The sequence below is a fragment of the Aliivibrio fischeri genome (genome assembly GCF_009727955.1).
Lineage (GTDB): Bacteria > Pseudomonadota > Gammaproteobacteria > Enterobacterales > Vibrionaceae > Aliivibrio > Aliivibrio fischeri_A.
The window spans coordinates 1-13,976 of the sequence record NZ_WOBR01000015.1 but is presented as its reverse complement, the minus strand read 5'-3'; the positions used below and the strand labels follow the sequence as shown (position 1 = coordinate 13,976).

At 37.8% G+C, this 13,976-nt stretch carries 12 protein-coding genes; 5 read left to right on the top strand and 7 right to left on the bottom strand.

Annotated features, from left to right (window positions below; translation table 11 throughout):
* Positions 1-16: 16 nt before the first annotated feature.
* The 3 genes from GNP81_RS18315 to ettA all read right to left on the bottom strand — a co-directional run bounded on the left by GNP81_RS18315 (position 17) and on the right by ettA (position 3,199).
* A complete protein-coding gene (locus GNP81_RS18315; RefSeq protein ID WP_155675043.1) occupies positions 17-1,030 on the bottom strand; it encodes a M23 family metallopeptidase in 1,014 nt (337 codons plus the stop codon).
* Positions 1,031-1,054: 24 nt separating this feature from the next.
* Positions 1,055-1,417, bottom strand: a complete 363-nt coding sequence (locus GNP81_RS18310) for a PilZ domain-containing protein (protein ID WP_155653396.1) — start codon at positions 1,415-1,417, stop codon at positions 1,055-1,057.
* A gap of 114 nt (positions 1,418-1,531) precedes the next feature.
* On the bottom strand, positions 1,532-3,199 hold the full coding sequence (gene ettA / locus GNP81_RS18305) for an energy-dependent translational throttle protein EttA (RefSeq protein WP_011261317.1): 1,668 nt from the start codon (positions 3,197-3,199) through the stop codon (positions 1,532-1,534).
* Between the two features lie 187 nt (positions 3,200-3,386).
* Here ettA and GNP81_RS18300 point away from each other — a divergent pair, with 187 nt between their 5' ends.
* Both GNP81_RS18300 and trpR read left to right on the top strand, forming a co-directional pair.
* Positions 3,387-5,321 carry a transglycosylase SLT domain-containing protein gene (locus GNP81_RS18300; RefSeq protein WP_155675044.1) on the top strand — a complete coding sequence of 645 codons (1,935 nt, stop codon included), beginning with the start codon at positions 3,387-3,389 and terminating at the stop codon, positions 5,319-5,321.
* A 95-nt stretch (positions 5,322-5,416) separates the two neighbouring features.
* A complete protein-coding gene (gene trpR / locus GNP81_RS18295; RefSeq protein ID WP_155675045.1) occupies positions 5,417-5,743 on the top strand; it encodes a trp operon repressor in 327 nt (108 codons plus the stop codon).
* On the opposite strand, the gene yjjX is transcribed toward trpR, so the two are convergent.
* The 4 genes from yjjX to bamD all read right to left on the bottom strand — a co-directional run bounded on the left by yjjX (position 5,712) and on the right by bamD (position 9,060).
* The gene (gene yjjX / locus GNP81_RS18290; protein ID WP_155675046.1) at positions 5,712-6,224 is read right to left on the bottom strand and encodes an inosine/xanthosine triphosphatase; all 513 of its coding nucleotides are present in this window, start codon (positions 6,222-6,224) and stop codon (positions 5,712-5,714) included. The two genes, trpR and yjjX, sit on opposite strands and share 32 nt — an antisense overlap.
* A gap of 22 nt (positions 6,225-6,246) precedes the next feature.
* On the bottom strand, positions 6,247-7,425 hold the full coding sequence (pheA, locus tag GNP81_RS18285) for a prephenate dehydratase (protein WP_155675047.1): 1,179 nt from the start codon (positions 7,423-7,425) through the stop codon (positions 6,247-6,249).
* A gap of 115 nt (positions 7,426-7,540) precedes the next feature.
* Positions 7,541-7,894: a ribosome hibernation-promoting factor, HPF/YfiA family gene (gene hpf / locus GNP81_RS18280; RefSeq protein WP_005417819.1), complete on the bottom strand. Its 354-nt coding sequence runs from the start codon at positions 7,892-7,894 to the stop codon at positions 7,541-7,543.
* A 440-nt stretch (positions 7,895-8,334) separates the two neighbouring features.
* Positions 8,335-9,060 carry an outer membrane protein assembly factor BamD gene (gene bamD, locus GNP81_RS18275; protein ID WP_005417820.1) on the bottom strand — a complete coding sequence of 242 codons (726 nt, stop codon included), beginning with the start codon at positions 9,058-9,060 and terminating at the stop codon, positions 8,335-8,337.
* Positions 9,061-9,221: 161 nt separating this feature from the next.
* Here bamD and rluD point away from each other — a divergent pair, with 161 nt between their 5' ends.
* The 3 genes from rluD to clpB all read left to right on the top strand — a co-directional run bounded on the left by rluD (position 9,222) and on the right by clpB (position 13,624).
* On the top strand, positions 9,222-10,196 hold the full coding sequence (gene rluD, locus GNP81_RS18270; RefSeq protein WP_005417821.1) for a 23S rRNA pseudouridine(1911/1915/1917) synthase RluD: 975 nt from the start codon (positions 9,222-9,224) through the stop codon (positions 10,194-10,196).
* A 2-nt stretch (positions 10,197-10,198) separates the two neighbouring features.
* Positions 10,199-10,933, top strand: coding sequence for a peptidoglycan editing factor PgeF (gene pgeF / locus GNP81_RS18265; protein ID WP_155675048.1), 735 nt, complete (start codon positions 10,199-10,201; stop codon positions 10,931-10,933).
* Positions 10,934-11,038: 105 nt separating this feature from the next.
* Positions 11,039-13,624, top strand: coding sequence for an ATP-dependent chaperone ClpB (clpB, locus tag GNP81_RS18260; protein WP_155675049.1), 2,586 nt, complete (start codon positions 11,039-11,041; stop codon positions 13,622-13,624).
* The last annotated feature ends 352 nt before the right edge of the window (positions 13,625-13,976 follow it).

The following is a 13,976-nucleotide window of genomic DNA, read 5'->3' as shown; positions in this document are numbered from 1 at the left end:
ATTGATTAAACGGCGTTTATTGTGTCAATTGTTGGCTACTTTCGTTTTCAGCTTTCGCTGTGTTAATTGCTTCAACTTGTTCAACCGTTGGTTTTTGTGTCAATTTTAATTGCAGTTTTACTACATTATTAATAACGTCCACCAAAGGTGTCCATTTTACGCTTCGTTCTTTTTCAAAGAGACTATCAAACTTTTCTGGAGTCCAATCCATAAACGATCGTGGATTTAAAACTCGCCCTAAGAAACGTACTTCATAATGTAAGTGTGGTCCTGTTGAATTACCTGAGTTACCACAAGTAGCGATAAGTTCGCCTTTTTTAACGAACTGTCCTGAGCGAACCTTAAATTTTTGTAGGTGTGCATACATGGTCATAAAACCGAATGAATGCTGAACTTTTAATAGATTACCGTAACCTTTATTACTGGCTCTTGCTAGCTCAACAACACCATCGGCTGGGGCATAAATTTCGGTCCCACGCTTACAAGTTAAATCAACACCCAAGTGGCGTTGACGTTTACCTGAAATAGGATTGGTTCGGCGACCAAAACTGGATGATTCTCTAGTGTAATGTAGTGGCGTATCATTTGGAATTAAGCGAAACATGGTCGCTCTAACTGCCGAGTCAATGGCTGCGACATCAAGTCGTTGCTCCAATGTTTTTTCCGCTAATGATGAATCTTCTTCTGATATTTCTTGTAAGCCAAGTACGGATTCAACATCATCTACGCGTTGGCTAATAACAAGCAATTCATTTTCTTTCGCTTCTAATTGTTGAGTAAGCTCATGATTACTATTATTGTTATCAACAATTAATTGGTTTAGCTCATTATTTTTGTTTTGTAGTTCCGCGATAGCAACCTTTGCTGACTCTTGTTGCTGATAGAAATAATGTAGACCAAAGCCACTTAATGCAAATGAGCTAACCCCAAGTACTAAAGATAAAATGACAAGCTTTTTTCGTCTTTGGGAGATCGCGAAAAGACGCGTTCCTTTGTTGTGGGAGACGGAAATTCGAATTTTATCAGGCATAAGGGTAACAACTATTTATAAAGGTTAATGTGTTTCGGTGAGTTCTGATAACTGACGTAATAATAGTTCACTATTACCAACGTTAAGTTCAACTAAGCGTTTAAGGTGGCTAATACTATCAATATCTATATGGCTAATACAGAGTCTCAGCATATTATTTGTATTATTAACAATCTCACATTCAGCAATGATATTGATATCACTATCGTTTAGAGCAAAATGTACAATTAATTTACCATCTAAGTTAAGAGCATTATCATCATTAAGTTTTATTAATAAGCCATGTAAAGACAAATCAATCAATGAGCCGCTGTATTGCTGAGGGCCTTGGATTAGTGCTACATCTGCTTGATAAATTACACGAGAAAACTTGCGTCTTTCAATCATAAGGCTACTCCTTCTTTTTAAGAGAAATTGAGTATGGTGTTTTGTTTGTTCTATGTCCAATAAAAAGGCCGCTTGAGTGCGGCCCTTATGATAAACATCAAATAAAGTAAATTATTACTTAGTCATACGCTTATACTTGATGCGATGAGGCTCAGCAGCTTGTGCTCCTAGAGTTTTCTTCAACCACTCACTGTATTCAGTGTAGTTACCTTCAAAGAAGTTTACTTGGCCTTCATCACGGTAGTCTAGAATGTGTGTAGCGATACGGTCTAGGAACCAACGGTCGTGCGAGATAACCATTGCACAACCTGGAAACTCAAGTAGAGCTTCTTCTAGTGCGCGTAATGTCTCAACATCAAGGTCATTGGTAGGTTCATCGAGTAACAGTACGTTACCGCCAGTTTTTAGCAGTTTAGCTAAGTGAACACGGTTACGCTCACCACCAGATAACTCACCAATAATTTTTTGTTGGTCGTTGCCTTTGAAGTTAAAGCGAGAACAGTAAGCACGAGCAGGGATTTCGAAATTGTTGATCTTAATGATATCAGCGCCTTCAGAGATCTCTTGGAAAACTGTTTTTGTGTCATCCATTGAATCACGGAATTGATCAACAGAAGCAAGTTTTACCGTCTCACCTAATTCAATCGTACCTGAATCTGGTGTTTCAGCACCACTTAGCATTTTAAATAGTGTTGATTTACCTGCACCATTGGCACCGATGATACCCACGATAGCACCTTTTGGCATGCTGAATGATAGGTCGTCAATCAGTACACGATCACCGAACGATTTAGTTAGGTTGTTCACTTCAAGAACTTTGTCACCTAGACGTTCACCTGGCGGAATGAACAGTTCGTTTGTTTCATTACGTTTTTGGTGATCAGAGCTTTGTAGTTCTTCAAAACGAGCCATACGAGCTTTAGATTTAGCTTGGCGGCCTTTAGGGTTTTGACGAACCCACTCAAGTTCTTTTTCAATCGTTTTCTGACGAGCATTTTCTTTTGCCGCTTCTTGTTTTAAACGGTCATCTTTTTGCTCAAGCCAAGAGGTATAGTTACCTTCCCATGGAATACCTTCACCACGGTCAAGCTCTAGGATCCAACCCGCAGCGTTATCAAGGAAATAACGGTCGTGGGTAATTGCCACAACAGTACCTGAATAATCAACAAGGAAGTGCTCAAGCCATGCTACTGATTCAGCATCAAGGTGGTTGGTTGGTTCATCAAGTAGTAGCATATCTGGTTTTTCTAGAAGAAGACGACAGATAGCAACACGGCGACGTTCACCACCAGATAGGTGCTCAATTTTAGCATCCCATTCTGGTAGACGCAGTGCGTCAGCTGCACGCTCTAAAGCGTTATCCAGATTATGACCATCTTTTGCTTGAATTAATGCTTCAAGTTCACCTTGCTCTTTAGCTAGAGCATCGAAATCAGCACCTTCTTCAGCGTAAGCTGCATAAACCGCATCAAGGCGAGCTAGTGCTCCTGCTACATCTGAAACAGCTTCTTCAACAATTTCACGAACTGTTTTTGATTCATCAAGTACAGGTTCTTGTGGAAGGTAGCCAACATTTAATCCCGCTTGTGGACGAGCTTCACCATCAATATCAGTATCAAGACCTGCCATGATGCGAAGTAGTGTTGATTTACCTGAACCATTTAGGCCCAAAACACCAATTTTTGCACCAGGGAAGAAGCTAAGAGAAATGTCTTTCAGGATTTGTCTTTTAGGAGGAACAATTTTGCTCACTCGTGACATTGTATATACGTATTCAGCCATAATCACTTATTAGAGTTGGTTAACGAAAATATTAATTTACTATTTATGATACATAGTTTAACACTCATTTTTGTAGTTACTAGGGTAATATAAGTAAACTAAGGTAAGAATTCGGTAGATGTATAAGTGAGTCTCAGATCACTACGCCGCAGTCAAAGGTTGGAAAGTTTAGGTGTTAAAGAAATCAATGAAATATACACAATATAAGTTAGGGATGATGACGGCATTGTGCATAGGTATGAATGTACAAGTTGTTGATGCGTCACCTGTTGATACATGGCGAGCACAATACCAAGAAGCAAAAACGCTACTTAATGAAAAAAAATACGATGAATATAAAAAAGTAAGGGCAGAACTTGATGGTTATTCATTAGCGCCTTATTTGGATTACCGTGAATTACGAATGGATTTAAGCTCTAAAACGCCTGATGATATTCGTTTGTTCAAACATAATCATCAGTCATTACCTATTGGTAACTCTCTTTCATATCAATACTTAGTCATTCTTGGTTTAAATGAACGTTGGGCTGAATTTGTTGATTATTTCCCTAATGAGCCTAGCAGTAAAAATCTACAGTGTTATTACTATCAAGCAAAAAATAAACTGGGTGATAAAGCTACAGCTTGGAAAGGTGCGGAGCAGTTATGGTTGACAGGTAGCTCTGTTACTTATGAATGTGATGATTTATTTCAAGATTGGGCTGAAGCTGGGAAACTCAGTGATGATTTAATTATTGAACGTATGCTTTTAGTTTATAAAGCTCGTAATAATAATTTGTTTTCTTATTTAGAAAAAATGTTGAAAACAGATGCCGCAAAAGAAAAAGCACAGCATATTGTCACTTTGTTTAATGATCCTGATTTGTTAGAAAGTTTTTCAAAGAGTAATAAAAAAACAGAGTTTTCTAAGCAATTAACGCTTATCTCAATGGAAAGAGAAGCTCGTAAAAATCCTAAAAAAGCGATAGAAATACTGCCTGAAATTGCTAAAAAACAGCAGTTTACTCAAGAGGAATTGGTTCAGGTTAAACGACGTATTGTTAGTAGCATTATGTCAACAGAGTCAGTTGAACTTGCGCAATGGAGAGATAAAGAACTAGCTGCTAACCCTGAGGATTCATTTATTGAGCGTCGAATTCGTGTAGCTATTCGTGCTGCCGATTGGGATGACGTAAGCAATTGGATTGGGTATTTAACACCAGCGGCTAAAAATTCATTACGTTGGCAGTTCTGGATTGCTCAGATCGAAAGTAAGGAAGGTGAGCAAGATAAAGCTGATGCTCGTTTAAAAAAATTACTTGGTCAGCGTAATTTTTATAGTGTTGCTGCGGCAAATATCTTAGGTGAACCTATTCAATATCCAATGAATACCGCTCCTAGAAATATTAAGCCGATTAAAGATAAATACAGTGTAGAGCTTGCACGTATTAAAGAGTTAATTGCGATTGATGAGATTTCTACAGCTAAAAGTGAGTGGGAATATTTGCTAAATCGAGCATCGAAAACTGAAGTGAAAGAATTAGCAAGTTATGCTGCTCAGCATCGTTGGCACCACTTTACTGTTTTAGCGACAATTAAAGGGAGAATGTGGGGATATTTGAGCTTACGTTTCCCTATAGCGCATCAGTGGTGGTTTAATCATTACAGTAAGGAACTTGGTTTAGATAAAGTGACGTTAATGTCGTTATCTCGACAAGAAAGTGCATTATATGCAGAAGCTCAATCACCGGTAGGTGCGCGTGGTTTGATGCAAATTATGCCAGCAACAGCGAAATACACAGCGAAGAAGATTGATTACGATAAATACGAAGGTGTTGATAGTTTGAATGATGTTGATGTGAATATTCACATTGGTTCAAATTACCTTAAGGGTTTATTAGATGATTATGATGGAAACCGTATTTTTGCTCTTGCAGGTTATAATGCTGGCCCTCATCGTGTTAAGCGTTGGAGAGCGGTTTCTGATGAAAAACTAGATGCTTATGCTTTTATTGAAGCTATTCCATTCAAAGAAACTAGAGGGTATGTACAAAATATTTTAATGTTTGAAACTTACTATCGTAGTTTATTGGGTGAAAAAGGTGCTTTTTTATCCGAGAAAGAGCTGAATTTAAAGTATTGATAAGTTTAAATTCTAATAGCAATTGGTATTAAGCTTAAATAAATATAAAGTAGGGGACTTAATTGTCCCCTTTTTTACAATTGTATGAGGATACTATGTCAGGTTCAGCAAAATATTCCGACTGGTCTCAAGTGATGACACTAATTGCAAATGCAGCAGAACAAGGAAATCATCAACCATTATTAACGATGTTGATGACGCCTGATGAACGTGAAGCACTGGTTGCTCGCGTAAATATTTTTCATGAGCTGTTACAGGGTGAATTGAGCCAGAGACAAATTAGTCAGCTATTAGGTGTGGGCGTTGCTACTATCACCCGAGGTTCAAATGAATTAAAAATCCATACAGATGAAGAGAAAGTATGGCTTATGGATTTACTAGAGAAGAGTACTAAAAACGAGTTGGATGTAGAAAAGGAATAAGGGCGAGAATAAGTGCTTGTTGATATACCGACGTTCTTGTTAGTAGGTTATTGGTTAGTAAGCCAATAGCCCCTCCTTTCTGTTTGATGTTGTTGGTGTTAAATTGTTCATCCATGACATCGCCTAACTCTTTACCTTTCTTCACCTCATCAATAACTTGTGGTGGGAGAGGTAAACTTGAAGAGCGTGACTCTCCTACCGTTAAACCATTATCAATAATCATCCAAGCAAAAGTAGAATTACCTTCAATTCCAGCTTCTAACCCAACATAATAATCACAATTAGGCAGCTGGAACTTTGCGTTACTAACACGATTCATAGCTCCTTGTTTTGTTTCTTCACAACTCATTGGTTGATCTGGAACACCACTCTTTACTGATACGCCTTCAAATGAAAAAGTATCATTAGGAAACGCAAGATTAAATGCAGATTTAACAGCGGCAATCTTAGCTGGGTTTTGAGAAGCAATGATAACTTTCATGTTTACCTTTTATTCGATGTAATCAATTTGATAGTGGAATAGTTGTTGGTTCCACATTTTCAATTGGGTAGCAACCTAGTACTTTTAGATAGCGAGTAATAGCCGTTAACTCTTCGATAGCAGAAGTCATAGCATCGGATTTTAGATGCGCTTCTAGATCAACATAGAACATTTCTTCCCAAGGATTTCCCATAATAGGGCGAGATTCTAGCTTGCTCATATTGATGCCGTATTTTTGTAATACCAATAGAGATTCAACCAGTGAACCAGCATCTTGAGCTGTGGACATTATTAATGTTGTTTTAGCTGGGATTTGCTCTGATACATCAACAGGTTTTCTTGCAACGACGATAAAACGTGTTTGGTTCTCTGTTTGATTCGAAATATTAGTGATTAGGGATTGCAGCCCATATAGTTTTCCACTATCTGAGTTACCAATTGCTGCAACTTCAGGTGAGTTTAATTCTTTTACAGTGATCATCGCATCAGCAGTGCTTGCACAAGAAATTAGCTCAACATTATTTAGTCGATTTAAAAATTCGCTACATTGTTCATGTGGCTGTGGATGTGAATACAAGGTTTTAATTGACTCAAGAGAGGTTTCAGTCGTTGTTAATAAACAATGATCAATTTTTTGAGTTAATTCCCCAACAATGTATAGGCTAGTGTGTTGGAGTAAATCATAAACTTGGTTAATCGAACCTGAGCTTGTATTTTCAATTGGCAATACGCCGTAATCAGCATGACCTGACTCAACGGTTTTAATGACTTCTTTAAAGTTTTCACAGCCTAACTCAGCTAATTCAATATTCTTTTTACTGAAATAACGACGGCTTGCTAGATTTGAATATGAGCCTTTTGAGCCAAGGTAAGCTACTCTTGCTACGGGTTTTCTACTTAAGTCAGGGTTTGCTAGGTTTTGGAAGTATTCTTGTTGAAGTAAAACTGAATCTTCAATAATAGTATGAAACAGCTGTGTAATGTAATAAGCATCTAGGTCGAAATCTTTACCGTTTTCAATTAGCTTTACGAGTAGCTGTTGCTCGCGCTTTGGATCACGGACTGGTTTAGACGTTTTTACTTTACTTTTAGCAACATCAAGACTGAGTTTACGACGTTCTGAAAAGAGCTTTAATAATTCATTATCAAGTTCATTAAGTCGTAAACGAATATCATCAAGGGAGTAGTGAGTGTCAGTCATGAAATGCAAACCTAGTAAATTAAGAGTTAATTCACAATAAGGAATTGGTTAGTTTGCGTCAAGAAAAAACAGCGCTCAAATGAGCGCTGTTCTTAAGAATCTTTAGAGTTGAATATTATTCCTCTTCAAGTTCAACTTCTGGTTCTTCAACTCCAGGAGCTTGAGCATGAGTCGCTCGACGTGCTTCTCCTTTATGTTGTAGTTTGTCTAGTTGGCGTTCTAGTTTTTGATACATCTCTCTAATTGCACCAAATAGATCTTCTTGCTCTGCAGAGGCTACGACTTTGCCACCTGCGATAGTTGCGTACGCTTCTACCTTGTGTTTACCATTTGCGCGTTTTGTAACGCTAGCGTGACGTCCAATAATGTCTAGGTTTCTTTTTGCTTCTAGTTTTTTAAACTTCCCTTCAATACGTTCACGGATGCCTGGAGTGATGTCGATGTTGTTGCCAGTGATTTCTACTTTCATATGATTTTCCTCTCGCTTGCCCCGTTTGGCATGTACTCAGATTACGTATCCAGAGTTAAAAATAAAGTGATCAAGATCACTTTTTTGATGTGTTGTAGCGAGAAGGTGAATGAATGTGATCTTAGGCAAGGCCTTAAGTATTTTATTTAAAAAATACTTGATGAATTGTACAAAGTAGGTAGATTGAAAGGGTTGGTTACTAGAAATTATTGTTTTTAGGGATATCGTTCAACCTGTTGTTTTGGTTGATTAAATTTTAAACTTATCAATAGTGTGACCTATATACGAATTATAACTAACATTTCCAGACATAAAAAAAGCAGTGCTCGATTCTCGGCACTGCTTTTTTGTTTTTATAATGAATATTATGTCAATCGTAGTAAATAACGGCTAATCCTAGCTTGTTTAAATGCTTGCTCACTTATTTATTGTGATTGATATTATTGTGGATTCAACGCAATCAGTTCTTCTGTTCGCTTAATTGCATCTTCCAGTTTTAATTCTTTGTAAGCTGAAAGCATAATCGTTAATGATTTTCTTGCGGCTTCCGTATCTGGATAGGTGCGTTGTAATTCTTGGCAACGATTAATGGCAGAAATCCAAGCTTCTCGTCGTAAATAAAAGTCAGCTGTTGCTAATTCATAATCCGCTAAGCGATTTTTAAGTGCGTACATACGAGTTTGTGCATCTTCAGCGTAAAGACTATTAGGGTATCTTTCTAATAATCGTTTAAAATCTTTAAAAGCTGAGCGAGCAGGCTCTGGATCTCGATCTGAACGATCTACTCTAAATAAATCATGCATGAAACTTCTATCTTGAGCCATATGCGTTAATCCACGCATATAAAGCACCCAGTCAGCTTTTGGATGGGTTGGATTTAAGCGAGTAAACCTTTCGATAGTTGCAAGACCTAACGCAAGATCATCATTTTTATAGTAAACATAAATAAGGTCTAGCTGAACTTGTTCAGAATAAGCACCAAAAGGGTATCGAGAATCTAAGGCTTCAAGACGCTCAATTGCGCTTGTCCAATTACCTGCTTGTAAAGATACTTGAGCTTGAGCGTATAATTCTGATGGTGGAATATCGGGAATTACATCATCACTACTTGAGCAACCAACCAGTAAAGATACAGCTAATAATGAAGAAATGGTTAAGCGTTTCATGCTTGAAAATGATCCTTGACTAAAAAAACTGAAGTTATCCATTACGAAATGCGCCGTTAACAGATACAATGGTACATAGTTTATTTCACTTACAGTGTTGATGATACCAAATATGACCTATTAGTTTGGTATTAGTACCACTATTTTAAAAAAAGTTCGATATGGCACAACAAATAGAGTTAACAAGTACAGTAAAAGAAAGTCAACTAGGGCAGCGTTTAGATCAAGCTGCTGCTGAGTTGTTTTCTGATTTTTCTCGTTCACGCATCAAAGAGTGGTTGCTTGCTGGCAACATGACAGTCAATGGTGAAGTGGTTACAAAAGCACGCCTTAAAGTTATGGGTGGTGAAGAGATCACGGTTAAAGCTGAATTAGAAGATGAAGAGCGTTGGTTAGCTCAAGATATTCCTCTTGATATTGTTTATGAAGATGATGATCTACTCGTTATCAATAAACCACGTGACTTCGTTGTTCACCCAGGAGCGGGTACACCTGATGGTACAGTGTTAAATGCATTGTTATTCCATTATCCAAATATTGCAGAAGTACCTCGTGCAGGTATCGTTCACCGTTTGGATAAAGATACTACTGGATTAATGGTTGTCGCGAAAACTGTACCAGCTCAAACACGTTTAGTTCGTGCGCTTCAAAAGCGTAAGATCACTCGTGAGTATGAAGCCGTTGTTGTCGGTCGTATGACTGCAGGTGGTATGATTGAGAAACCAATTGGTCGTCACCCAAACAAACGTACTCTAATGGCGGTTCATGAATTAGGTAAAGATGCTGTGACACATTACCGTGTTGCTGAACATTTCCGTATTCATACTCGTATCCGTTTACGTCTTGAAACAGGTCGTACTCACCAAATTCGTGTACATATGTCATATTTGCAGCATCCACTTGTTGGTGATACTGCTTATGGTGGTCGTGCTCGCATTCCAAAAGGTGCTTCTCAAGAGTTAATTGACATGATTCGTGGTTTTGATCGTCAAGCTCTGCATGCTGCTATGCTGCGTTTTGAACATCCAATCACAGGAGAAACAATGGAGTTCCATGCTCCAATTCCTGATGACATGATTGCTTTATCTCAAGCGTTACGTGATGATGAACGTTTAATGCATGAGGAAGAGTATTAATAATGTCATTGATTTCACCAAAATGGTCAGCGCCTAAATCAGTTAAAGTATTCAGTACAACTCGTATTGGAGGTGTATCAAACACACCATTTGATAGCTTTAACCTTGGAGACCATGTTGGTGATGATCACAAAGATGTTGTGCTCAATCGTGAAAAACTGATTACGTTGGGGCAGTTACCTACTGCACCAACGTGGTTAAACCAAATTCACTCAACAAGAGTTGTTCATTTACCGAATCAAGATTTTTTTGAAACCCCACCATCTGCTGACGCTGCATATACAAACCAAGCAAAACAAGTTTGTTGTGTTATGACTGCAGATTGCCTTCCAGTTGTAATATGCAATAAAGAAGGTACAGAGGTTGCTGCCGCACATGCAGGTTGGAGAGGTCTACTTGATGGAGTATTAGAAAATACTGTTGAGCAATTTGCCTCCCATGATCTTATTGCTTGGTGTGGACCTGCTATTGGTGAAAAAGCGTTTGAAGTAGGTAATGAAGTAAAAGAACTATTTTGCGAAAAAGATCCGCAAGCGATTAATGCATTTATTCTAAGTTCTAATGAAGGAAAATGGCTAGCTAATTTAGCTATGTTAGCCACACAACGTTTAAATAGTGTTGGTATAAATGACGTGCATTATTCAAACCTTTGTACTTATCAAAATACAGATACGTTTTTCTCATACAGAAAAGAAGGAATTACAGGAAGACAAGCCACTCTTATTTGGTTTGAATAACTCATATTTCTACCCCTTTATCCTTTTCTTAAGCATTGAACTTTCTGACCTTAGCCCCCATTTAGAAACTATATAGTTACTAGCTTTCTTCTTTTGGAGGGTGTTATGCGTTTAGATCGATTCACTAGTAAATTTCAAATGGCCATCTCTGATGCTCAATCATTAGCATTAGGTCAAGATCATCAATATATCGAACCAACCCATTTAATGGTTGCACTGTTAAATCAGGATGGAAGTACGATAAGGCCTTTACTTACTCTTCTAAATGTAGACGTAACACAATTACGTTCAAAACTAACAGAAATATTAGATAAGACACCAAAGGTAACGGGTATCGGTGGTGATGTTCAACTTTCATCTAATATGGGCGTTATTTTTAATCTTTGCGATAAAGTTGCTCAAAAACGCAAGGATGCTTATATCTCTTCTGAAATATTCATGCTTGCCGCAATCGAAGATAAAGGGCCTTTGGGTAATTTACTTCGCGAATTAGGATTAACTGAACCTAAAATATCTAAGTCAATCGATGAGATCCGTGGTGGCGAAAAAGTAAATGATCAAAATGCAGAAGAAAAACGTCAAGCATTAGAAAAGTTTACTGTTGATTTAACTGAGCGAGCGGAGCAAGGAAAATTAGATCCTGTTATTGGTCGCGATGATGAAATACGAAGAACAATTCAGGTATTGCAACGTCGAACTAAAAATAATCCAGTTATCATAGGTCAACCTGGTGTTGGTAAGACTGCTATTGTTGAAGGCCTCGCGCAACGTATTATAAATGGCGAAGTACCTGAAGGTTTAAAAAATAAACGAGTACTTTCTTTAGATATTGGTGCATTGGTCGCTGGTGCTAAATTTCGAGGTGAATTTGAAGAGCGTTTAAAAGCGGTTTTAAATGAGCTAGCGAAAGAAGAAGGTAGTGTCATCCTCTTTATTGATGAAGTACATACAATGGTAGGTGCTGGTAAAGGTGAAGGTTCTATGGATGCTGGCAACATGCTTAAACCTGCACTCGCACGTGGTGAACTACATTGTGTCGGAGCAACAACTCTTGATGAATATCGTCAGTATATTGAAAAAGATCCAGCATTAGAGCGTCGTTTCCAAAAAGTACTTGTTGACGAACCAACAGTTGAAGATACCGTTGCAATTTTACGTGGTTTAAAAGAACGCTATGAAATACATCATCATGTTGAAATTACAGATCCTGCGATTGTAGCAGCGGCAAGTTTGTCACATCGTTATATTTCGGATCGTCAATTACCGGATAAAGCGATAGATTTAATTGATGAAGCAGCATCAAGCATTCGTATGGAAATTGATTCAAAACCAGAATCATTAGATAAGCTTGACCGTAAGATAATTCAATTAAAGATAGAGCAGCAAGCACTAGTAAAAGAAAGCGATGATGCAAGCTTAAAGCGTCTTGACTCTTTAAATCTTGAATTAATGCAAAAAGAGCGTGAATACGCAGAGCTTGAAGAAGTGTGGAAAGCTGAAAAAGCGGCTTTATCTGGCACTCAGCATATAAAAACAGAATTAGAAACCGCTCGAAGTAATATGGAAATTGCACGTCGTGCAGGTGATCTAAATAGAATGTCAGAGCTGCAATATGGACGTATACCTGAATTAGAGAAACAACTGGATCTTGCAGCTCAAGCTGAAATGCAAGAAATGAGCTTATTAAAAAACAAAGTGACGGATGCAGAGATAGCGGAAGTGCTTTCACGTCAGACAGGCATTCCTGTAAATAAAATGCTTGAAGGTGAAAGAGATAAGCTATTAAAGATGGAAGAGGTATTACATCACAGAGTCATAGGCCAGGCTGAAGCTGTCGAAGCTGTATCAAATGCAATTCGTCGTAGTCGTGCCGGTTTATCCGATCCAAATCGACCTATCGGTTCATTCTTGTTTTTAGGCCCAACCGGGGTAGGTAAAACGGAATTATGTAAATCTCTCGCTAACTTTATGTTTGATAGTGAAGACGCGATGGTACGTATCGACATGTCAGAGTTTATGGAGAAACATTCCGTTGCTCGTTTAGTAGGAGCACCTCCTGGTTATGTTGGTTATGAAGAGGGTGGATACTTAACAGAAGCTGTAAGACGCAAACCTTATTCAGTTTTATTATTAGATGAAGTAGAGAAAGCACATCCAGATGTATTTAATATTCTACTTCAAGTTCTTGATGATGGCCGCTTAACTGATGGTCAGGGAAGAACGGTTGATTTTAAAAATACAGTTATCATTATGACATCGAACTTAGGTTCAGAAAAAATTCAGCAGCACTTTGGTGAGTTGAATTATGCTGGCATCAAAGAAGTAGTAATGGATGTTGTGAGTCAACATTTTAGACCAGAGTTTTTAAACCGTGTTGATGAAACCGTAGTGTTCCATCCATTGGCACAAGAACACATTAAGAATATCGCTTCTATTCAATTACAGCGTTTAGAAAAACGTTTGAATGAAAAAGATTACCAATTGCAAGTAACAGATGAAGCATTAAATTTAATTGCTGAAGCGGGTTTTGATCCTGTTTATGGAGCAAGACCATTAAAACGAGCAATTCAAACATATATAGAGAACCCACTTGCTCAAGATATATTGAGTGGAAAGCTAAGGGTTGGAGAAGTAATTAAGTTGAAAGTTAGAAATGAACAGCTAATTGCGACTCAAAATGATGACTTTTGATGTAAAAATAAACGCTTTGAATTAAAAGTAAGCAAACAAACTCATTTTTCATATTTTTCTAGAAAAAGAGTTGCATAGATTCAAAGACTCTCTATAATGCCGCCTCACTGACACGGAGAACGAAGTTTATTAAAACTTAGCATCCAGTTGGTTTGGCGGTTAGAAATTTAGTTTCAAATAAGTGCTTGACACTGAAACTTAAATCGATAGAATAGCCGTCCTCTTCACTGAAAAGCAAAGCTTTGAAAGTAGAAGAAAAGCTCTTTAACAATTAGAAACCTATTAATCTGTGTGGGCACTTGTGAATTGATAATCAAACCAGTTTGTTTTCATTTTTTAAAATGAAAGTAAA

Coding starts and splice junctions, on each gene's coding strand:
- GNP81_RS18310 (WP_155653396.1), bottom strand. CDS start 1,417: ATGATTGAAAGACGCAAGTTTTCTCGTGTAATTTATCAAGCAGATGTA.
- ettA (WP_011261317.1), bottom strand. CDS start 3,199: ATGGCTGAATACGTATATACAATGTCACGAGTGAGCAAAATTGTTCCT.
- GNP81_RS18300 (WP_155675044.1), top strand. CDS start 3,387: ATGAAATATACACAATATAAGTTAGGGATGATGACGGCATTGTGCATA.
- trpR (WP_155675045.1), top strand. CDS start 5,417: ATGTCAGGTTCAGCAAAATATTCCGACTGGTCTCAAGTGATGACACTA.
- pgeF (WP_155675048.1), top strand. CDS start 10,199: ATGTCATTGATTTCACCAAAATGGTCAGCGCCTAAATCAGTTAAAGTA.
- yjjX (WP_155675046.1), bottom strand. CDS start 6,224: ATGAAAGTTATCATTGCTTCTCAAAACCCAGCTAAGATTGCCGCTGTT.
- hpf (WP_005417819.1), bottom strand. CDS start 7,894: ATGAAAGTAGAAATCACTGGCAACAACATCGACATCACTCCAGGCATC.
- pheA (WP_155675047.1), bottom strand. CDS start 7,425: ATGACTGACACTCACTACTCCCTTGATGATATTCGTTTACGACTTAAT.
- bamD (WP_005417820.1), bottom strand. CDS start 9,060: ATGAAACGCTTAACCATTTCTTCATTATTAGCTGTATCTTTACTGGTT.
- clpB (WP_155675049.1), top strand. CDS start 11,039: ATGCGTTTAGATCGATTCACTAGTAAATTTCAAATGGCCATCTCTGAT.
- GNP81_RS18315 (WP_155675043.1), bottom strand. CDS start 1,030: ATGCCTGATAAAATTCGAATTTCCGTCTCCCACAACAAAGGAACGCGT.
- rluD (WP_005417821.1), top strand. CDS start 9,222: ATGGCACAACAAATAGAGTTAACAAGTACAGTAAAAGAAAGTCAACTA.